Here is a 20,481-nt window from a genome sequence, read left to right on the forward strand (position 1 = left end):
CATGAAATTCATCGCCCTGCTTGTATCCCTCCTAGTCCTGGCCGGTTGCGCCAGCGGTCCGCGTATCGATACCAGCCATCCCTCGGTCAATCAAGACAACCGGATCCAGTTCGTGGTGGTGCATTACACCTCCGCTTCGCTGGAGCGATCGTTGGCGTTGTTGACCCGTGGCGAAGTCAGCAGCCATTACCTGGTGGGCGATGACAAGAACGCAACCATCTACAAGCTGGTGGATGAGAATCGGCGCGCCTGGCATGCCGGGGAAAGCGAATGGCAAGGGCGCACCTGGCTGAACTCCAGCTCGATCGGCATCGAGATCGTCAACCCGGGGTTCACCGATACGCCGACTGGGCGCGTCTGGTATCCCTACAGCGAAGCCCAGGTGCAATCGCTGATCTTCCTGCTCAAGGACATCAACAAGCGCAATGGCATCAGCCCGCGGCAGGTGATCGGTCATAGTGACATTGCGCCACTGCGCAAGCTCGATCCGGGTCCGCTGTTCCCATGGAAGCGCCTGGCCGAGGCCGGGGTTGCGCTGTGGCCCAATGAACAGGCGGTGGCGCGCCAGCAAGCGCAGTTTGCCGCCCAGTTGCCAAGTATCGGTTGGTTCCAGGAACAGTTGTCGCACCTGGGCTACACCACGCCGCAGACCGGCGAGCTGGATGTCGCCACCCGGCACGTCCTGGCGGCCTTCCAGATGCGCTTTCGCCCGACGCTGTTCGACGGTACGCCCGATGCGCAGAGTGCGGCGATCCTGCAGGTGTTAAATCAGACAAAATAATGACGCCCGCCCGACGGTCAGCGCTAAATCTCAATCAGTAGCTATAACTCATTGGTAATCCTTTGGATGTTCAATGATGGCCGCCGCACGAGAGACCCTGCGCAGTTGGTTTTATCGCCCTTGGTCTTTGGCGATACTGGCGGCTGCGTTGAGTGTTGCTTTACTGCTGGCCGGCAGCCTGGGCGTGGCTTTGCGTCAGGTGCAACTGCGCGAAAGCGAACAGATGAACAGCCAGGGCGAACGTTTTCTCGAACGTCTCGAGCAGTTGTTCGGGCAGTTGCGTGAAGGCCTGGACGACCTCGAGGCCCAGCCATTGCGCGGCTGCGACATGAAAATGTTCACCACCCTGCAGCAGGTCAGTTTCAGCTACCGCTTCGTCTATGAAGCGGCCTACATCGACCAAACCCAATTCTGCTCCAACCGTCCACACCAGGATGCCCTCTCGGCCATCCGCCCCCCTGACATCAAGGGGCCGACCTACAGTTATTGGCTCAACACCTCCACCGAACCCGATGAAAACCGCGCGGCGTTGATGCTGGGGCGTGGCAGTTTCCGGGTGGCGACCTCTCGCGGGCATTTGACCGATATGGTCGACCTGTCACCCGGCAGCAGCCTGCTGGTAGTGCTCGACCATGGCACCCGGGCAATCCCGGTCCTGGGGGCTCCGCAAGCCTGGCCACCGTCGGAGCCCTGGTCGCCGTTCAGCAATGAGCCGTTGCAGATCACCCAGAACCGCCTGATCTACCGCATGCCGACCAACAACCCGGAATATCAGCTGGTGCTGATTTCTCCACGCACCGCCATGCACCTGCCGACCTTGTGGTGGTGGCTGGTGCCGGCGAGCCTGATGCTGGGCTTGAGTATTGGTGCGCTGGTGTTTCTGTTAGCCCGCCAGCGCCAGTCCATGGGCGGCGAGCTGCAGGGCGCCCTCAAGCGCGGCGAGTTGCAGGTGCTCTATCAACCGATCTTCGATCTACGTAGCCGTAATTGCGTGGGCGCCGAGGCCTTGTTGCGCTGGCGTCGACCGGACGGCACCCTCACCAGCCCCGACCTCTTCATCCCTATGGCCGAAGACAGCGGGCAGATCCGGCAAATCACCGATTTCGTCCTGCAGCGCCTGTTGGAACAGCTGGGTCAACTGCTGCGCGCCAACCCGCAGCTGTACATCTCCGTCAACCTGGCGGCGTGCGATGTGATGGTGCCGAGGATCGGCGAAGTTATGTCGCGCTTGCTGGCCTTGCACCGGGTGGCGGCCCGGCAGATCGCGTTTGAGGTCACCGAACGCGGCTTGATCGATGTGGTGGTCGCCCGGGAAAACCTGCAAGCCCTGCGCGACGCCGGGCATCAAGTGTTGATCGACGACTTTGGCACCGGTTATTGCAGCCTGGCGTATCTGCAAACCCTGCCCGTGGATTGCCTGAAAATCGACAAGGCCTTCATCGATGCCCTAGGTCATGACGCGGCCAGTAGTGGCGTCGCGCCCCATATCATCCGCATGGCCCATGCCCTGGAGCTCAAGGTGATCGCCGAAGGCATCGAGCACGAAGCCCAGGCCATGTACCTGAGCAGCGAAGGCGTCAACTACGGCCAGGGCTGGCTGTTCGCCCACGCCCTGACCGCCATGCAGTTGATCGAACTGGTGACACGCGGCCGTCGCATGGCGCCACGGCGGATTGATGACGAGGCGTGAACGCACGCTATAGCGGCAACGCCAGATAAAACTGTGTGCCCTGCCCCGGTCTTGAGTAGACGCCCATGCGGCCGCCGTGCAACTGGACGATTTCCTTGCACAGCGCCAGGCCCAGCCCCGCGCCGCCTTTCTTGCGACCGACCTGTACAAAAGGTTCGAAGATCCGGCCTTGCTGGCCATAGGCGATACCTTCGCCATTGTCTTCGACGCTGACAATCACTCGTTCGCCATGGCGCCGGGCCTGCAGGCGGATCTGGCCTTTTTCGCTGGTATGGCGCAGGGCGTTGTCGATCAGGTTGTCCAACACCCGCTCCAGTTGCGGCTGATCGGCTTGCAAGCGCGGCAGCGGTGTCTGGATTTCCACCAGCAATTCGATGCCTTGCTCATGGGCTCGCTCAAGGAAGCGGCCCTGGGCCTGCTCCAGCAAGTCATCAATGTTGCAGGGGGCCAGGGTGAGTTTTTGCAGGCCGTTCTGATACCGCGAGAAATTCAGCAGGTCGTTGATCAGCTGCATCAGGCGCTGCATTTCTTCGTTGACGGTGTCGAGCAGGTCGGTTTCCCGGGAGTCTTCGGCAAAATGCGCGCGTTCGCGAAACAGGCCGAAGGCCATGTGCATGCCGGTGACCGGTGTGCGCAGCTCATGGGAGGCACGTAGTACGAATTCGCTGCGCACCCGTTCGAAGGCCCGCTGTTCGGTGACGTCGTGCAGCACCATCACTGCCCCGAGGATATGGCCTTCGGTATGGCTGACCGGGGTCAGGCTGTAGGTCAGCAGGCGCGATTCACCGTCGACCTCGATGCTCAGGTCATCCGGCGCGCGCTCCAGTGAACCGCCGCGCAATACCAACTGCAGTTGTTCGTCGAGTTCCGGGCGTTGCAGCGCGACACCCAGGGCCAGGCCAAGGCGGTCGTCATCCCAGCCGAGTTGGCGTTGTGCTACCGGGTTCATGTGTTCCAGCTGGCCTTGGCGGTCGATCATCAGCAAGCCGTCATCGATGCTGTCGAGTACCGCCTGCAGGCGCTGCTGGCCGGCCAGCAGTTCATCGACGTTGGTGGCCTGATGTTCGCGCAAGGCTTCGGCCATGATCCCGAAGCGGCGAGTCAGCAGGTTCATTTCCGCCGCAGGGGACAGTGGCAGGGTGACGTCGAAATTACCCTGGCCGATATTGTCGGCGGCCTTGGCCAGCGCTTCGATCGGCGCGCCGAAACGGCGGGCGATGCCATGGGCGGTGATAAATCCGATGATCAGTACCGCCAACCCGACGAGGCCCAGCGAGCCGGCCACCAGCAACGCACGTTCGCGGTCTTTGCGTTGGGTGCTGTTGATATTCTCCAGCGCTTGTTTGTGTTCGCCGATCAGGCCATTGCGCAGGACGTTGAATTTGTCGGTCAGTTCCTGATTGCCGCTCAGGCTGCCGGAATGATTCTGGGACTCGCTGAAGGCCTTGAGGAAGGACAGATAATCATCCCGGGCTTGCTGGAAGCCTTGGTGGCCGTTGTCCAGGCGGTTTTCATGGGTGATGCCTTGATCCAGCAACTCGAAATAGTGCCGCTCGGAGTTTTCCAGCGCCGCCAGGTCGGGGGTCTGGTTGAGCATGATCATCAATTGATCGCCCAAGGTCTGGCGCAGCTTGAGGCCCAGGTCCAGGGTGATGAAGTTGTCGCGGATCAGCACCTCCTGATTACTCGCCATCTGCATCACGCTGACCAGCCCGAGCACCAGCCCGAGCAGCGCCACGGTCATCAATGCCGAGATACTCAGAAACAGACGGGTGCGCAACTTCATCGCCAGTTTCATAGGGGGGCGCTCACAGGTTGTACTGTTTGCGTTTGCGGTACAGGGTCGAGGCGTCGATACCCAGGGTCTTGGCTGCTTGATCGAGGGTGCCGGCGCTGGCAAGTACGGCGCCGATGTGGGCTTTTTCCAGCTCATCCAGGCTCAAGGCGGCGCCGATGCGCGGGGCGTTGTTGGTGGGCTGTTCGGCCATCCCCAAATGACTGATCTCGACCCGCTCCTGCGGACAGATGATGCTCGCCCGCTCCACGACGTTTCGCAGTTCGCGGATGTTGCCGGGCCAGCGGTAGCCCAGCAGCGCTTCGCGTGCCTCGTCGCTGAAGCCGCGGGCCGGGCGCGCATACTCCTTGACGAAGCGGGCCAGGAAGCGATCGGCCAGGGTCAGGATGTCTTCGGCGCGCTCACGTAGCGGTGGCAGGTGCAGGGTGATGACGTTCAGGCGGTAGAGCAGGTCCTCACGGAAGCGCCCGTCGCGGACCATGTCTTCCAGGTTGAGGTTGGTGGCCGCGAGGATTCGTACATCAGCGCGCCGGGTAACCGGGTCGCCGACCCGCTCATATTCCTTGTCCTGAATGAAGCGCAGCAGTTTGGGCTGCAAAGTCAGGGGAAAGTCGCCGATCTCGTCGAGGAACAGGGTGCCGCCGTCTGCCTGGTTAACCCGGCCGAGGGTGCTTTCGCTGGCGCCGGTGAACGCCCCCCGACTATGGCCGAACAGCTCGCTTTCCATCAGCTCGGCGGTCAGTGACGGGCAGTTGATGGTCACGCAGGATTTTTTCGCGCGCTTGCTCCAGCCATGAATGGCTCGCGCCAACTCGCCTTTACCGGTGCCGGACTCGCCGAGTATCAGGATATTGGCGTCGGTGCTAGCGACCTGGCGGGCGGTTTCGAGCACCACCTTCATGGCCGGGCTGTGGGAATCCAAACCGTCGCTGGGTTTGCGCATTTCACCTTCAAGGGCTTCAAGGCGGGCCGAGAGCTGCCGCACTTCAAGCTGCTTGGCGGTGGCCAGGCGCAGTTGGTCTGGGCTGCATGGTTTTACCAGGTAGTCGGCGGCGCCGGCTTGAATGGCGTCGACGGCGGTGTCCACGGCCGAGTGAGCGGTGACGATGACCACGCGCATCCAGGGTGCCTGGATGCGCATTTGCGCCAGCACGTCGAGGCCGTTGTCCTCGCCCAGGCGCAAGTCGAGGAAACACAGGTCGAAGACTTGGCGTTGCAGCAGGACATCGGCCTGGGCAGCGCTGTTGGCGGTGGCGACGCTGTAGCCTTCGTCTTCAAGGCAGTAGCGGAAGGTGCGCAGGATGGCGGACTCATCGTCCACCAGCAGAATGCGGCCTTGATGCTCGTTGGCGGATTCCATTTTTCCTACGCTCCTTAAATGAATGATCTTAGTTAGTCCCGACGAAATCGGGCAAGTTGCATGGTTGATTCTGGTCGCTTCTGCTCAAAGCCGGGGAGTTATTCCCTCTCAACTTAGCTAACTATATGAAATAGCTCGATTTTTAGCGAAAAATCGGAGTCCTGCAGCGCACCTGTCTCCTTTTCTGACATCTGCGGCACCTCATACATTCCAAAAATTTTCCCTCGGCTGCAAATCAATCGTGCAGAACGCACGACCCGTGCTCGGTGCATCGTGCAGGATGCGTTCAGCTTGGATTTTTAATTAAAGATAAGTGTTTGATTTTATTGAGTTTATTTCTGACAGGAAAGATGGCATGCAGGCTGCAATGTACTGAATAGCCCAGGGCGTTCAAGCAGGTCCGCCCTAAACCAATAATAACCACCAGTGTGGGAGGAGTTTCAGGATGAATCGCCAACGTGCCGCCCAATTGCGTCTTTCGCCACTGTATGTCCAGCAAGGGCTGTTCACCGTCCTTGCGCTGGTGATCACCTTGATCGGCGGCCAGCAATTCATGCTCTGGCAGCACAGCCAGCAGCCCGATGCTGCGATTACGCCGACTCAACACCTCACCCAGACCCATTTCAGCGCCGTCAGCAGCCAGACGGCTGATGCGGCCCCCCTGCGCATGATGGACGTCGACCAGGCCCAGCCTGGGTTCGACATGCCCCGTCAGGAGCGTTGGGTGTTCTAGGCAACAGACCTGGTGCCGGCTCCATGCATCGGGAATCGCAGCACCTCTAATCGAAGCGTAAGGAGAGTCATCATGTTGAGCTGGGCAATCACATTCTTGATCATTGCCATTGTCGCTGCCGTACTGGGCTTCGGTGGTATCGCGGGCACCGCCACGGGTATCGCCAAGATTCTCTTTGTCGTGTTCCTGGTGATGTTTGTTGTTTCCTTCTTCTTCGGCCGTCGCGGTCGAGGCTGACACTGAGCGGTTGCGTGAAGGCACTGGCGCCACCCCGTTGCCGGGTGGCAAAGCCAGGGTTCGTTGGATGAGCACAGGAATTGAAAACCGAAAGAGCCCGATAGCGTCTCTTTCCTTTACGCCCACCCGAGGAAGGTGCGCGTATGACCAGGGGGCCGGGACGTTCTGATTGTTGCAGGATCGGAGTGACCTACGGGTACAGGGAGTGCCTGCGTAAGGGCCGGGTCAGGCAAAGCAGCGTCGCCCGTTCGCCGGTCAATCTCGACTGGGGGAACGGGCGGCGCGCTTACGTGGGCAAAACACTGAGTTAGAGCGCTTGAGCTATTCTGCTCGGGTCACAGACAACAATCCTTTCTGCCAAACCATTTCCCAGTGTTTCCTGGCGACCGTATATCGAGAAATTTGCGATTATTTTCTGACCATTTTTCGACGCGTTGCGTAGGGAAAATCGCTGATTTTTGTACGTAATTGACTGGTCAATTAATAACCACCCTGCTCTGCAATGGCCGGTTCACGGCACTTATGCCTGCCGAAATGTCGTATTCGAACCGGTTGGGACGGTCGTTTTACTAAAAAAAACTCATGCCGATTCGGCATAGGGTAGGCGTTTACGGCATTAGACGTGGTCCCGTTGCATCGGAATAGTTGCGCCTTTTTTCGCCTGCCAGAGAGCCGAAATACGCGCTCCGGGTGACCTTATACGGGGGCAGGTGCACAAACTTTTACGCCATTGGGTGTTCCAGTTCGTGCATCTGCTCGAGTCAAACGCAAGTAAGGGTAATGATATGAAGAAGGCAAAGCTTAGCCTCGCCTGGCAGATCCTCATCGGTCTGGTCCTGGGTATAGCAATCGGCGCACTGCTCAACCACTTCAGTGCTGAAAAAGCCTGGTGGATCAGTAACGTCCTGCAACCAGCGGGCGATATCTTTATCCGTCTGATCAAGATGATCGTGATCCCGATCGTGATCTCCTCGCTGATCGTCGGCATTGCTGGCGTGGGTGATGCGAAGAAACTCGGGCGCATTGGCCTGAAGACCATCATCTACTTCGAAATCGTCACCACCATCGCCATTCTCGTGGGCCTGGTGCTGGCCAACCTGTTCCATCCGGGCTCCGGCATCGACATGAGCACCCTGGGTACTGTGGATATTTCCAAGTACCAGGCGACGGCGGCCGAGGTTCAGCATGAACATGCGTTCATCGAAACCATCCTCAACCTGATTCCATCGAACATCTTTGCCGCCATGGCGCGTGGTGAGATGCTGCCGATCATCTTCTTCTCGGTGCTGTTCGGTCTCGGCTTGTCGAGCCTGCAGTCGGACCTGCGCGAACCGCTGGTGAAGATGTTCCAGGGCGTATCGGAAAGCATGTTCAAGGTCACTCACATGATCATGAACTACGCGCCGATCGGTGTGTTTGCCCTGATCGCGGTGACCGTGGCCAACTTCGGCTTCGCCTCCCTGCTGCCGCTGGCCAAACTGGTGATCCTGGTTTACTTCGCCATCGCCTTCTTCGCCTTCGTGGTGCTGGGCATCATCGCTCGCCTGTTCGGCTTCTCGGTGATCAAGCTGATGCGCATCTTCAAGGATGAGCTGGTGTTGGCCTACTCCACCGCGAGCTCGGAAACCGTGCTGCCGCGCGTGATCGAGAAGATGGAAGCCTACGGCGCGCCGAAAGCCGTTTGCAGCTTTGTGGTACCGACTGGCTACTCGTTCAACCTCGACGGTTCGACCCTGTACCAGAGCATCGCGGCAATCTTCATTGCCCAGTTGTACGGTATCGACCTGTCGATCAGTCAGCAGTTGCTGCTGGTCCTGACCCTGATGGTCACCTCCAAAGGTATCGCCGGCGTGCCGGGCGTGTCCTTCGTGGTCCTGCTGGCCACCCTGGGCAGCGTTGGTATTCCGCTGGAAGGCCTGGCGTTCATCGCCGGTGTCGACCGCATCATGGACATGGCGCGTACCGCTCTGAACGTGATCGGCAATGCCCTGGCCGTACTGGTCATCTCTCGTTGGGAAGGCATGTACGACGATGCCAAGGGCCAGCGTTACTGGAACTCCCTGCCGCACTGGCGCAGCAAGGACAAGCTGCCGGCTGGTGAGACGACCAACCACTAAATGCGACTCTTGTAGGAGCTGGCGCCGCAAGCTGGCGCCAGCTGCTCCTAGATCCCAGACAAACCCCGGAGAAATCCGGGGTTTGTCGTTTCTGCCCACCCCGCTATCATTCGCCGCATCTTCTGGGGGATTTGACTGATGCTCAACGGCCTGTGGCTTGGCTTTTTCATCGTGGCGGCCATTTCGGCATTGGCGCAGTGGCTGATCGGCGGCAATGCCGGGATCTTCGCGGCGATGGTGGAAAGCATTTTCGCCATGGCCAAACTGTCGGTCGAGGTCATGGTACTGCTGTTCGGCACCCTGACCCTGTGGCTGGGCTTTTTGCGGATCGCCGAAAAGGCCGGGATCGTCGAGTGGTTGGCCAAGGCCCTGGGCCCGCTGTTCCTGCGCCTGATGCCGGAAGTGCCGGCGGGCCATCCAGCCATCGGCCTGATCACCCTCAACTTCGCGGCCAACGGCCTGGGCCTGGATAACGCGGCGACGCCGATCGGCCTCAAGGCGATGAAGGCACTGCAAGAGCTCAACCCCAGTGCAACGGTGGCGAGCAATGCGCAGATCCTGTTCCTGGTGCTCAACGCCTCGTCGTTGACGTTGCTGCCGGTGACGATCTTCATGTATCGCGCCCAGCAAGGCGCGCCGGACCCGACCCTGGTGTTCCTGCCGATCCTGCTGGCCACCAGCTGTTCGACGCTGGTCGGGCTGCTGTCGGTGGCGTTCATGCAGCGCCTGCGCCTGTGGGACCCGGTGGTGCTTGCCTACCTGATTCCCGGTGCGTTGGTCCTGGGTGGCTTCATGGCCCTGCTGGCGACACTCTCAGCTACCGCGCTGGCGGGGTTGTCCTCGATCCTCGGCAACCTGACGCTGTTCGGCCTGATCATGCTGTTTCTGGTGATTGGCGCGCTGCGCAAGGTCAAGGTGTATGAAGCATTCGTCGAAGGCGCCAAGGAAGGCTTCGATGTGGCCAAGAACCTGTTGCCCTACCTGGTGGCCATGCTGTGTGCGGTAGGCGTATTGCGGGCTTCCGGGGCGCTGGACTTCGGCCTGGACGGCATTCGCCATCTGGTGGAGTGGGCGGGCTGGGACACGCGCTTTGTCGACGCCTTGCCGACCGCGATGGTCAAGCCGTTCTCGGGCAGTGCCGCGCGGGCGATGCTGATTGAAACCATGCAGACCTCCGGCGTCGACAGCTTCCCGGCGCTGGTGGCCGCGACCATTCAGGGCAGCACCGAAACGACCTTCTATGTGTTGGCGGTGTACTTCGGTGCGGTGGGTATCCAGCGTGCCCGGCACGCCGTGGGGTGTGCGCTGTTGGCGGAACTGGCCGGGGTGCTGGCGGCCATCGCGGTCTGCTACTGGTTCTTTGGCTGAACCCATTATCGTTGACGACTTCCTCGAGCAAGCCGCAAGCGGGCTCGACAGCTGCTACAAGGATGCTGCTGCGGGTTTGGGAGCGTGCCTCTGTCCCTGCTCCACTGTCCAGGCAACCACTTGCCGGGTCAGCGTATCGCCGGCCTGGCCAAACCCGGTGACCACGCCTGGCACCTTGACGTCACTCACCGGCTGGCGCACTTCAAAGCGCTTGCTGGCGAGGATGCGCTGATCGCTGCCGCGCACCAGCAGGGCATCCAGGCGAATCACCACCTGCACGCCATTGCCCTGGTACTCACTCTGGAACGCCTGCAGGTTGCCAGCCAGTTCCAGGTCAGTCTGCAGGTTGCTGTCATCGGTGCTCAGCAGGCGCACCCGGCCATCCTCGGCGAAGCCGTCGAGCAGGCGGTTACGCAGCAGGATCGGGGTGGGATCGCTCCAGCGCGAGGCCTTGTAGCTGCTGATCAGGTCGCCTTGGGGGATCACTGCGATTTTCGCGCTGTTAAGCACATCGCCCGCTTGCGGCTTGGCCAGACGCAGCGACCATGTCACAGGAGTGGCTCGCGTCGTGGTTGCCAGGCCTTGGGTTGCAGGCAGGCGATACACATCCTGCGGCTCGGCCTTGGGCAGAATCGAGCAGGCGCTGGCCAGGGCCAGGCTTGCCAGCAGGGCGCCGTGGGCGAATGGGCGGTAGACGCGCTTCATGGTGTGAACTCCTTGTCCGTGTCGCTGCCGAGCAGGTAACCGCTAGGGTTGGACTCCAGGCGACGAGAGATGGCCCGCAGCGAGCTCAGGGTATCGCGTAATTCGCGCACGGCCGGCGCCAGGCCGTTGAGACCCTGCATGCCGTTGCTCAGGGCGTCCTGATTGCTCGTCAGCAGCGTATTGATGGTTGCCGTGCTTTGCTCCAGGGACTTCATCGCTTGTCCGGCGCTGCCGAACATCTGCTTGCCCTGGTCGTTGAGCAGGCCGTTGGCGTTGCGCATCAGCGCGGTGGTCTGTTCCAGGGTGGCGGTGGCCTGTTTGCCGATGGCCGACAGTTGCTGCATGGCTTGGCGGATATCGCCCCGCTGCTCGGCAATGGCCCCGGTGGTTTGCTCCAGGTTGGCCAGGGTCTTGCCGAGGCGGTCGACGTTCTCCGGCGAGAGCATCTGGTTGGCGTTGTACAGCAGGCGGTTAATGCTGCTCATCACGTCGTCGCTGTTGTTCAGCAGGCGCGCGATAGGCGATGGCGAGGCGACAATCACCGGCAACTTGCCGTCCTTGCCCCGCAATTCAGGGCTTTGTGGTGTACCGCCACTGAGCTGGATGATCGAGGTACCGGTGATGCCGGTCAGGGCCAGCTTGGCCTGGGTGTCTTCCTTGATCGGGGTCTCGCCGCCCAGGCGGATGCGTGCCAGGACCCGGCGCGGGTCCTTGGGGTCCAGGCGCAGGCTCACCACATCGCCAACCTTGATCCCGCTGTACTGCACCGCGCTGCCTTTGGACAGGCCGCTGACCGCCTCGTTGAAGACCACCTCGTAGTCCTTGAACTCGCTGTCGACGCTGGATTTGGCCAGCCACAGACCGAACAGCAAGGCACCGGCCACTACCAGGACGGTGAACAGGCCGATCAATACATGATGGGCTCGGGTTTCCATGTCATACCTCGTTGAGCTGTGAAGCGGCGCCAAGCGCCGCGCGGCCGCGAGGGCCATGAAAGTATTCGTGAATCCAGGCGTCGTCGGTTTCCGAGACGACATCGATGGCATCCGCCACCAGCACCTTCTTCTGCGCCAGCACCGCCACCCGGTCGGTGATGGTGTAGAGCGTGTCGAGGTCATGGGTGACCAGGAACACGCTCAGCCCCAGCGCATCGCGCAGGGTCAGGATCAATTGATCGAAGGCGGCCGCGCCAATGGGGTCGAGGCCGGCGGTCGGTTCATCGAGAAACAGGATGTCCGGGTCCAGCGCCAGCGCCCGGGCCAGGGCCGCGCGCTTGATCATGCCGCCGGACAGCGAGGCCGGGTATTTGTCGGCGGCCGACAGCGGCAGCCCGGCCAGCGCCAGTTTCACCGCGGCCAGGTGTTCGGCATCCGCGCGGCTCAGCCCGGCATGCTCGATCAGTGGCAGCGCGACGTTTTCGGTCACGGTCAGCGACGAAAACAGCGCGCCCTTCTGGAACAGCACGCCGAAGCGCCGTTCCACCATCGAACGTTCGTGCTCCGAGAGGCTCGGCAGGTTCTTGCCGAACACCGTCACAGCCCCTTCGCTAGGCTGGCGCAGGCCAATGATGCTGCGCAGCAACACCGACTTGCCGCTGCCGGAGCCACCCACCACGCCGAGAATCTCGCCCTTGTACAAATCCAGGTCGAGGTTTTCATGCACGCTCTGGCTGCCGAATCGATTGCACAGCCCACGGACTTCGATCACCGCCTCGGTCGGCGCACGGGGTAAGCGACTCACCAGCCCATCTCCATAAAGAACAGTGCGGCGACCGCATCCAGGACGATCACCACGAAAATCGATTGCACCACGCTGGAGGTGGTGTGGGCGCCGACGGACTCGGCACTGCCGCTGACCTTGAAGCCTTCCAGGCAGCCGACGGCGGCGATCAGGAAGGCGAAGATCGGCGCCTTGACCATGCCTACCAGGAAGTGTTGGACGCCGATATCCGATTGCAGCAGCGAGAGGAACATCGCCGGCGAGATATCCAGCGAGAGGGCACAGACCACGCCGCCGCCGACAATCCCCGAGAGCATCGCCAGGAACGTCAGCATCGGCAGGGCCACCAGCAACGCCAGGACCCGCGGCACCACCAGCAGTTCGACCGGGTCCAGGCCCAGGGTGCGGATGGCGTCGATTTCTTCGTTGGCCTTCATCGAGCCGATTTGTGCGGTAAAGGCACTGGCGGTGCGGCCCGCCATGAGGATCGCGGTCAGCAGCACGCCGAATTCACGCAGGAACGAGAACGCCACCAGGTCCACGGTAAAGATGCTGGCGCCAAAACTGGCGAGCACCGTGGCGCCGAGGAAGGCCACGACCGCGCCCACCAGGAAGGTCAGCAGCGCGACGATCGGAGCGGCATCAAGCCCGGTCTGCTCAATGTGCGCGACCATGGGCGTAATTCGCCAGCGGGAGGGACGAAACAGGCCGCGGGCGATGGTTTCCAGGATCAGGCCGACGAACCCCAGCAGTTTCAGCGAGTCTTGCCAGACGGTGTCCACGGCCCGGCCAATACGGGTCAGCAACTGAATGCCGACGTTGATCTCGGGTTGTTTTACCGGGACACAGAAGTCGGCCATCGAGTCATAGACCGTTTGCAGCAGCGCGCGGTCGGCGGCGCACAGGCTGCAGTCGGGATGCTCGGCGGTTTTGCCGAGGCGCTCTGCCCCCAGCAATTCGACCAGCAAGGAGGCACCGGCGGTGTCGAGCGCGCCCAGGCCATTGAGGTCAATGGTGGCGCGGTCGTCATACTGGCCCTTGAGGGTTTCGCTCAACTGCTTGAGGTTGGCGTAGTGGGCAAGCGTCCAGTCGCCCGTGACCCTGAGCTGCGCAGGGCTGTGGGAAGTATCGAGCTGGGCAGTGCCGGTTGTCGTATCGCTCATAAGCTCCTTGCTTGTTCGGCTGCGACGCAGTGCTACCTAATAGCACGAACCTTGTTACTTTGCCTGGTTCGGCGCCGGGTTGTCTTGACCTGTGTCGGTGACCACGAAGCGCAGCACACCAATCACCTGGCCGTCTTCGGTCAGCACCCGGACCTGCCATTTGCCGGCCGGGTTGCCAGGGAAGTTCTGCTTGTGGGTCCAGGCCCGGTAGCCTTCCTTGCGCCCACCGTGGATATCCAGGGCGATACGGTCGACTTCCTTGCCGTTGAATTTCCACACGTGATAGATCCGCTCGTCCAGGCCGCGCGGGGCGTTGATGGCGGTGTAGGCGTACAGGCCGTCGCCCCGCAACTGGGCGACGCTGACCTGCTCCAGGCTGGCGCCCGGGGTGCGGTCCTGCAATTGAGTGCTGATCGCCACCTCGGTCATCCACAGGGTGGCTGGCGGTACCCAGGAGCGCAGGAACCAGCCGGTGGCGCCGATCGCCACGGTGATGCACAGCACGCTGAGGCCACCGCGCACGGTGCGAATCGGAAAGATCGACGCCAGGCTTGGGAAGGACAGCAGCATGGCAATGCCCAGCGCCAGCTTGAAACTCTGCGAGGTGGTCAGGTGCAGGATGATCGGCAAGGCGGTCAGCAGGGCGGCAAACAACGTCAGGGTGTGCATCGCCAGGAACAGCCAGCGGCGTGGGGCCAGCCATTTGTAATAGAGTGGGTCAGTGATGGAAATCAGCGCTGCGGCGCCCAGCAGCCCGGTGAACGCCAGTTGCCCGCTGTTCCAGGTCGTGGTGATGAAAAAGAACGGCAGGACAAAAAACAGGCTTTCCTGGTGGATCATCTGGGTCGCGTAGCGCAGCAGCGGCTGGGGAATCTCGCGCTTGAACACCTTGGTGAACAACTGCGTCAGGCTGTTTTCCAGCATCAGCCAGACCCAGCTGACCAGCATGATGATCGCGATCCAGGTGGCCAGGCCTTGCTGGCGGTCCACCAGAATGAAGCTGCCGACCCCCGAGATGAAACCACCGAGCGCGATGACCCCGGGGTAGCGCTTCATCAGCTCGAGGATGCGCTGGACGTAGAGGGTCAGGTTCGGCATTTTGGCGGTTCACAATGTTCGTAGGAAAAACCCACCTAGGATACCAGCGCCGGGAGACATCCGGTCGCCACGCACCTTCATGTTCGGCGATGAAAGCGCCAACCCAGTGCGCCGAGCAGCAATAACCCGACTACCCCACCCAGCAGCCAGGTCAGTTGATCATAGCTGAGCAGCGGTTTTTCGATGCGCACGTATCCTGGCTGTTCGAGCAGTTGCCGCAGGGCCAGGTTCGCCTGTTTGAGCGTCACGGCACGCAGGCGCTTGACCGGGTCGGCAAATCGTCCGTCTGCAAAGTCGCCCAAGGCACCCCAGTAATAGTCGGCCAGTGCGCTATTACCCTGCACCGCCCAAGCCTGACGGGCGATGGCGGCCTGTTTGAGGCGCGCAAAAGTGGCCGGGTCGAGGCCCTTGTGCAGCAGGTCGGCCTTGAGCTGCGCCAGTACCTGCTGCGCCTGGGCCAGGTCATCGCGCTCCAGGTCCGCGTTCAGGCTCATGAAGCCGACTCCGCCAAACACTTCGCGCTCCGCTGCGGGGCCGTAGGACAGGCTGTGGGCCAGGCGCAACTGGCGGTAAAGCGCCCAGTCGAGGTAATCCTTGAGCAGGTCGTAGGTTTCGTCGTATTGGTCGTCGAGGATCGGCTCAGGGAATAGCCAGTGCAGCTTGGCTGCATCGCCGACCCAGCCGTGGATCAGATTCCGCTCGGCCTGGGCCGGGCTTTGTAACTGCGCCAGGGCCGGGTGCACCGTGGGTTCGACCGGCTTCAGATGACCGTAGGTGCGCTCCAGGTAGGCCGGCAACAGGCGATCGAGGTCGCCGACGACGATCAGTGTCATGTTGTTGGGGGCGTACCACTCCTGGCGTACCTGTTCCAGCTGTTCACGGGTCAGCGAGTGGACTTCGGAGCGCTCCTGGCACTTGAGCCCCAGTTCCACGGCCAACTGGTTGCTGGCGGTATGGCCCAGGTCCTGGCGATCGAGCCAGCGCTGCAGGTGGGAGTAGTGGCCACCGTCTTCACGTTCGACCACCTGTTTGGCGGCATTGATCGCGTTGTCGTCGATGTGGGTTTCGGTCAGCAGCGCCAGGAGCAAGTCGAGGACCTTGCGCTGGTTCTTCGCCGGAGCCTCGATGACAAAGGTGGTGTCGGCATTGCTGGTGAAGGCATTCCATTCCCCACCGAGGCCTTGCATGCGCTCCTCCAGCCCTCCTTCGCCGCCGGCATCGATACCACTGAACAGCACATGCTCCAGCAGGTGTGGCAGTTCCTTGTCGGCGCAGGAAAAGTCGTCGAGGCCCACGCCGACGACCAGGCGGATTGCCACATGCCCACGCTCAGCGCTCGGCTTGAGCAGGATCTGCAGACCGTTTTGCAGCACGTAGCCCTCGACTTGCAGACGGTCCAGGGCCCAGGTGCAGGAGGAGCCCAGCAGCAGGCACGCAAACAACAGACAACGCATAACAACCTTCCTGGCGGGTAAATGCGGGGAGCGGGGTTTTCCCTCAAGCTTTGCAAATGACTGCTGGCAACGCTAGACGTTCAGGGAGAATGGGTGATGTCAGCCATGTCGTCGACCGCCAGGGCGCCGGTTTCGGAGGTCTCCAGCACCACATAGGCGCTGCTGCAGAATAGCGAGTTCAAGCGTTTCATGTCGGCGATCAGTTCCAGGTGCAGGGAACTGGTCTCGATGCTTTGTACGATCTTGCGTTGCAGGCGGCTGACGTGGGCGTGGGCCAGGCGCCTTTCCTGGGCACGGAAGCGCCGTTTCTCACGCAGCAATTGCCGGGCGCTTTCCTTGTCGGCGCTGAGGAACACCGAGAGCCCCAGGCGCAGGTTGGCAATCAACTGCTGGTGCAGCCCGGCGAGTTCTTCCAGGCCCACATCGGAAAAGGAGCGGCGCTGCGAGGTCTTTTGCTGCTGGACTTTGCGCAACATGCGCTCGATCAGGTCCGAGGCCAGTTTCAGGTTGATCGCCAGTTCGATGATCTCTGCCCAGCGCCGGCTGTCCTGGTCACTCAGGTCTTCGCGGGGCATCTGCGCCAGGTAGAGCTTGATCGCGCTGTAGAGGGCCTCGACGTCATCGCTCAGGCTGCGCATTTGCTGGGGCACCGCGGTCTGCTTGCCATGCAGCACGTCGAGCATGGCTTGGAGCATGTTCTCGATCAGATCGCCCATGCGCAGGGTTTCCCGCGCTGCATTGGCCAGGGCCAGGCTGGGGGTGACCAGGGCGGTCAGGTCCAGGTGCCTGGCCTTGGCCTGGCCGTTGGTTTCCGGGCGTTCTGGCAGCAGCCAGGCACACAGCCGCGCCATGGGGCCGACGCTGGGCAGCAGCACCAGGCAGCGCGCCGTGTTGTAGAGCAGATGAAAGCCGATCACCAGGCCCTGCGGGCTGTAGTCGAGGCTGTCCATCCAGTGCACGAGGGGGTCGAGTACCGGAATGATCAGCAGCAGCCCGATCAACTTGTACAGCAGGCTGCCCAGCGCCACTTGGCGGCCAGCGGCGTTCTGCATGCTGGTACTGAGGAAGGCCAGCACCCCGCTGCCGATGTTGGCGCCAATCACCAGGCCGATGGCCACGGGCAAGCTGATGACCCCGGCACCGGCGAGGGTTGCGGTGAGCAGGACGGCAGCCAGGCTGGAGTAGGAAATCATCGCGAACAGTGCGCCGATCAAGGCATCGAGCAGGATGTCGCCCGTCAGGGAGGCAAACAGCACCTTGACGCCCTGGGCGTGGGTGATGGGCGCGGCCGCTTCGACGATCAACTGCAGTGCCAGGATGATCAGTCCCAGGCCAATGCTGACTCGACCCATCTGGCCCACGCGGGTCTGCTTGCGTGAGAGGAACAGGATCACCCCGAGGAAAATCAGCAGCGGCGACAGCCAGGACAGGTCCAGAGTCAGGACACGGGCCATCAGTGCGGTACCGACATCGGCGCCGAGCATGGTCGCCAGCGCGGGGGTCAGTGCCATCAGGCCTTGGCCGACAAAGGAGGTCACCAGCATCGCGGTGGCGTTACTGCTCTGGACCATGGCCGTGACCAGGATCCCGGCAATGAAGGCCAGCCAGCGCTTGGACATGTTGCGGCCAATGACATGGCGCAAGTTGGAACCGTAGACCCGCAAGATGCCGGTTCTGACGATGTGCGTGCCCCAGATCAGCAAGGCCACGGCAGACAATAAATTGAGCAGGGTCAGCATGACAGGCCCCCTGGTGGAATAGCGCCCCAAAGGGGCAAGTCAGCGGTACCGCGCGATTTTCTACATTCTGTACTTAAGCTGTAGTTCGCTAACGGCCGTGGCGCCAGCATCGCATGCCTAAAGCGTCAAATGAAACAAAACTGTCATGAAAACAGCTTCATGCGGACGTAAAAAAGGGGGCTTGCGAGAGCCCCCTTCTTCCTACACCCGGTTCAGGTTACTGGCCCGGGATGTCCTTGCGCAGCTTGACAGGGTCCTGTTGCTTGCGCTTTTTCGCGATTGCGGTGCGCATCTTGATGTTGACCGCTTCCACTGCCAGCGAGAACGCCATGGCGAAGTAGACATAGCCTTTTGGCACATGCACTTCGAAGGCTTCGGCGATCAGCACGGTACCGACCACCAGCAGGAACGACAGCGCGAGCATTTTCAGCGACGGGTGCTTGTCGATGAAGGTGCTGATGGTGCCGGCAGCCAGCATCATCACCAGGACGGCAACGACGATCGCGGCGACCATGACCGGCACATGAGAAACCATGCCCACGGCGGTGATGACCGAGTCCAGGGAGAACACGATGTCGATGATCGCGATCTGGATGATGGTGTAGAGGAAGTTGCCGCCCTTGCCGGTAGGCTCTTCGGATGTTTCGTCTTCACCTTCCAGTGCGTGGTACATCTCCTGGGAGCTTTTCCACAGCAGGAACAGGCCACCGAAGAACAGGATCAGGTCGCGTCCGGAAATACCCTGGCCGAAGACCACGAACAGGTCGGCGGTCAGGCGCATTACCCAGGTGATCGACAGCAGCAACAGGATCCGGGTGACCATGGCCAGGGCCAGGCCGAAGATCCGGGTGCGTGCCTGCATATGCTTGGGCATGCGGCTGACCAGGATCGAAATCATGATGATGTTGTCGATGCCCAGGACGATTTCCAGGGCCGTCAGTGTCAAGAAGGCAACCCAGATCTCTGGGTTGGTCAGCCATTCCATGTGTATTCCTTTGAGGATGTGTTAAACCACGCCGCCAGCGGCTTCAAAACTCGAAGTCTAGCTGGCGGCGCGGTGAGTTGATGCTCTTATAGAGTGCTGAACAGCGGAAATATCCCCATCAGCAACGCAGCGAACATTATGCACAGGCAAACCAGAACTGCCCACTTGAGGGTGAAGCGCTGGTGATCGCCGAACTCGATCCCGGCCAGCGCCACCAGCAGGTAGGTCGATGGAACCAGCGGACTGAGCAGGTGCACGGGTTGGCCAACGATCGAGGCGCGGGCCATTTCCACGGCGGTGATGCCGTAGTGGCTGGCGGCCTCGGCAAGAACCGGTAACACGCCATAGTAAAATGCATCGTTGGACATGAAAAAGGTGAACGGCATGCTCACCAGGGCTGTGATCACGGCCAGGTAAGGGCCGAGGAAGTCCGGGATCACTGCCAGCAGGCTTTTCGACATCGCGTCGACCATGCCGGTACCGGTCAGGATGCCGGTGAAGATACCCGCGGCGAAAATCAGCCCGACGACTGCCAGCACACTGCCGGCGTGAGCCGCGACGCGGTCTTTCTGCTGTTGCAGGCATGGGTAGTTGACGATCATGGCGATGCTGAACGCGACCATGAACAGCACCGGCAGTGGCAGCAGGCCGGCGATCAAGGCACACATCAGGCCCAGGGTCAGGGCGCCGTTGAACCAGATCAGCTTCGGCCGACGGGCATCCGGGAACTGCGACACGCTGATTTCGCTGTGGTCGATTTCATCGCCGATCAAATGCAGTTCACCCAGGCGCGCGCGCTCACGTTTACCGTACATGTAGGCAATCGCCAGGATCGCCACCACACCGGCGAGCATCGCCGGGATCATCGGCACAAAAATATCCGACGGGTCGACGTGCAGTGCACTGGCGGCGCGTGCGGTCGGACCGCCCCAAGGGGTCATGTTCATCACCCCGCCGGCCAGGATGATCAGGCCGGCCATGATGCGCGGGCTCATGCCGATGCGGCTGTACAGCGGCAGCATGGCGGCCACGCAGATCATGTAGGTGGTGGCGCCGTCACCGTCCAGGGACACCACCAGGGCCAGCACCGCGGTGCCGACGGATACTTTCAGCGGGTCACCCTTGACCAGCTTGAGGATCTTGCGCACGGCCGGGTCGAACAGGCCGGAGTCGATCATCAGGGCGAAATAGAGGATGGCGAACATCAGCATCACCCCGGTCGGGGCCAGCTTGGTGATGCCTTCGAGCATCATCGGGCCGATTTTCGGCGCAAAACCGCCAAACAGGGCGAACAGGATCGGCACGATGATCAGGGCGATCAGCGCCGACAGGCGCTTGGTCATGATCAGGTACATGAACGTGATGACCATGGCAAAGCCAAGGAAAGTCAGCATGGGAATACTCCAGACGTAGCGCGACTAGGGAATGGCGGACCGGTTGGGGGTCAGCGCAGAACGGGAAGCACGAGGCGTACGAAGGGAGTCGGGGCGAACAGGCGGGTGCGAGCGGACATCAGAATCACCATTGTTGTTGTTAA

General features: G+C 61.4%; 17 protein-coding genes. 6 read left to right on the forward strand and 11 right to left on the reverse strand.

Going from position 1 to position 20,481, the window contains the following annotated elements:
* Nucleotide 1: 1 nt before the first annotated feature.
* Nucleotides 2-781, forward strand: a complete 780-nt coding sequence (locus PspS04_RS00395; RefSeq protein WP_095165152.1) for an N-acetylmuramoyl-L-alanine amidase — start codon at nt 2-4, stop codon at nt 779-781.
* A gap of 73 nt (nt 782-854) precedes the next feature.
* A complete protein-coding gene (locus tag PspS04_RS00400; protein WP_159992999.1) occupies nt 855-2,471 on the forward strand; it encodes an EAL domain-containing protein in 1,617 nt (538 codons plus the stop codon).
* A 7-nt stretch (nt 2,472-2,478) separates the two neighbouring features.
* Here PspS04_RS00400 and PspS04_RS00405 read toward each other — a convergent pair whose 3' ends face one another.
* Nucleotides 2,479-4,269: an ATP-binding protein gene (locus PspS04_RS00405; RefSeq protein ID WP_159993001.1), complete on the reverse strand. Its 1,791-nt coding sequence runs from the start codon at nt 4,267-4,269 to the stop codon at nt 2,479-2,481.
* 10 nt (nt 4,270-4,279) lie between these two features.
* Nucleotides 4,280-5,626: a sigma-54-dependent response regulator transcription factor AlgB gene (gene algB / locus PspS04_RS00410; protein ID WP_095165156.1), complete on the reverse strand. Its 1,347-nt coding sequence runs from the start codon at nt 5,624-5,626 to the stop codon at nt 4,280-4,282.
* A gap of 445 nt (nt 5,627-6,071) precedes the next feature.
* Here algB and PspS04_RS00415 point away from each other — a divergent pair, with 445 nt between their 5' ends.
* The 4 genes from PspS04_RS00415 (at nt 6,072) to PspS04_RS00430 (ending at nt 10,081) form a co-directional block, all read left to right on the forward strand.
* Nucleotides 6,072-6,359 carry a hypothetical protein gene (locus PspS04_RS00415; protein WP_159993003.1) on the forward strand — a complete coding sequence of 96 codons (288 nt, stop codon included), beginning with the start codon at nt 6,072-6,074 and terminating at the stop codon, nt 6,357-6,359.
* A gap of 72 nt (nt 6,360-6,431) precedes the next feature.
* Complete coding sequence (locus PspS04_RS00420) at nt 6,432-6,596, forward strand: DUF1328 domain-containing protein (protein WP_002555679.1); 165 nt, start codon at nt 6,432-6,434, stop codon at nt 6,594-6,596.
* A gap of 785 nt (nt 6,597-7,381) precedes the next feature.
* Complete coding sequence (gene gltP / locus PspS04_RS00425; protein WP_095165158.1) at nt 7,382-8,713, forward strand: glutamate/aspartate:proton symporter GltP; 1,332 nt, start codon at nt 7,382-7,384, stop codon at nt 8,711-8,713.
* A 138-nt stretch (nt 8,714-8,851) separates the two neighbouring features.
* On the forward strand, nt 8,852-10,081 hold the full coding sequence (locus PspS04_RS00430; protein ID WP_095165159.1) for a nucleoside recognition domain-containing protein: 1,230 nt from the start codon (nt 8,852-8,854) through the stop codon (nt 10,079-10,081).
* Nucleotides 10,082-10,135: 54 nt separating this feature from the next.
* Here the strand turns inward: PspS04_RS00430 and PspS04_RS00435 are convergent, their stop codons facing one another.
* The 9 genes from PspS04_RS00435 to PspS04_RS00475 form a co-directional block, all read right to left on the reverse strand.
* Nucleotides 10,136-10,786, reverse strand: coding sequence for an ABC-type transport auxiliary lipoprotein family protein (locus PspS04_RS00435; RefSeq protein ID WP_095165160.1), 651 nt, complete (start codon nt 10,784-10,786; stop codon nt 10,136-10,138).
* Nucleotides 10,783-11,721, reverse strand: coding sequence for an MlaD family protein (locus PspS04_RS00440; protein ID WP_159993005.1), 939 nt, complete (start codon nt 11,719-11,721; stop codon nt 10,783-10,785). Before PspS04_RS00440 ends, PspS04_RS00435 begins: the two co-directional genes overlap by 4 nt.
* Before the next feature lies 1 nt (nt 11,722).
* Entirely contained in the window at nt 11,723-12,526 is an 804-nt protein-coding gene (locus PspS04_RS00445) for an ABC transporter ATP-binding protein (RefSeq protein ID WP_095165162.1), read from the reverse strand.
* Nucleotides 12,523-13,668 (reverse strand): ABC transporter permease, encoded by a 1,146-nt coding sequence (locus PspS04_RS00450; RefSeq protein ID WP_095165164.1) that lies wholly within the window; start codon nt 13,666-13,668, stop codon nt 12,523-12,525. The genes PspS04_RS00445 and PspS04_RS00450 overlap by 4 nt, the downstream gene beginning before the upstream one ends.
* Before the next feature lie 54 nt (nt 13,669-13,722).
* Nucleotides 13,723-14,766: a DUF5924 family protein gene (locus tag PspS04_RS00455; RefSeq protein WP_159993007.1), complete on the reverse strand. Its 1,044-nt coding sequence runs from the start codon at nt 14,764-14,766 to the stop codon at nt 13,723-13,725.
* A 77-nt stretch (nt 14,767-14,843) separates the two neighbouring features.
* Nucleotides 14,844-16,220 (reverse strand): M16 family metallopeptidase, encoded by a 1,377-nt coding sequence (locus tag PspS04_RS00460; protein ID WP_159993008.1) that lies wholly within the window; start codon nt 16,218-16,220, stop codon nt 14,844-14,846.
* Nucleotides 16,221-16,300: 80 nt separating this feature from the next.
* Entirely contained in the window at nt 16,301-17,959 is a 1,659-nt protein-coding gene (locus PspS04_RS00465; RefSeq protein ID WP_159993010.1) for a Na/Pi cotransporter family protein, read from the reverse strand.
* Nucleotides 17,960-18,176: 217 nt separating this feature from the next.
* On the reverse strand, nt 18,177-18,944 hold the full coding sequence (locus PspS04_RS00470; RefSeq protein ID WP_095165168.1) for a TerC family protein: 768 nt from the start codon (nt 18,942-18,944) through the stop codon (nt 18,177-18,179).
* 86 nt (nt 18,945-19,030) lie between these two features.
* A complete protein-coding gene (locus PspS04_RS00475; protein ID WP_095165169.1) occupies nt 19,031-20,338 on the reverse strand; it encodes a CitMHS family transporter in 1,308 nt (435 codons plus the stop codon).
* Nucleotides 20,339-20,481: the final 143 nt, after the last annotated feature.

This window comes from Pseudomonas sp. S04 (assembly GCF_009834545.1).
In the GTDB taxonomy this organism is placed as follows: Bacteria; Pseudomonadota; Gammaproteobacteria; order Pseudomonadales; family Pseudomonadaceae; genus Aquipseudomonas.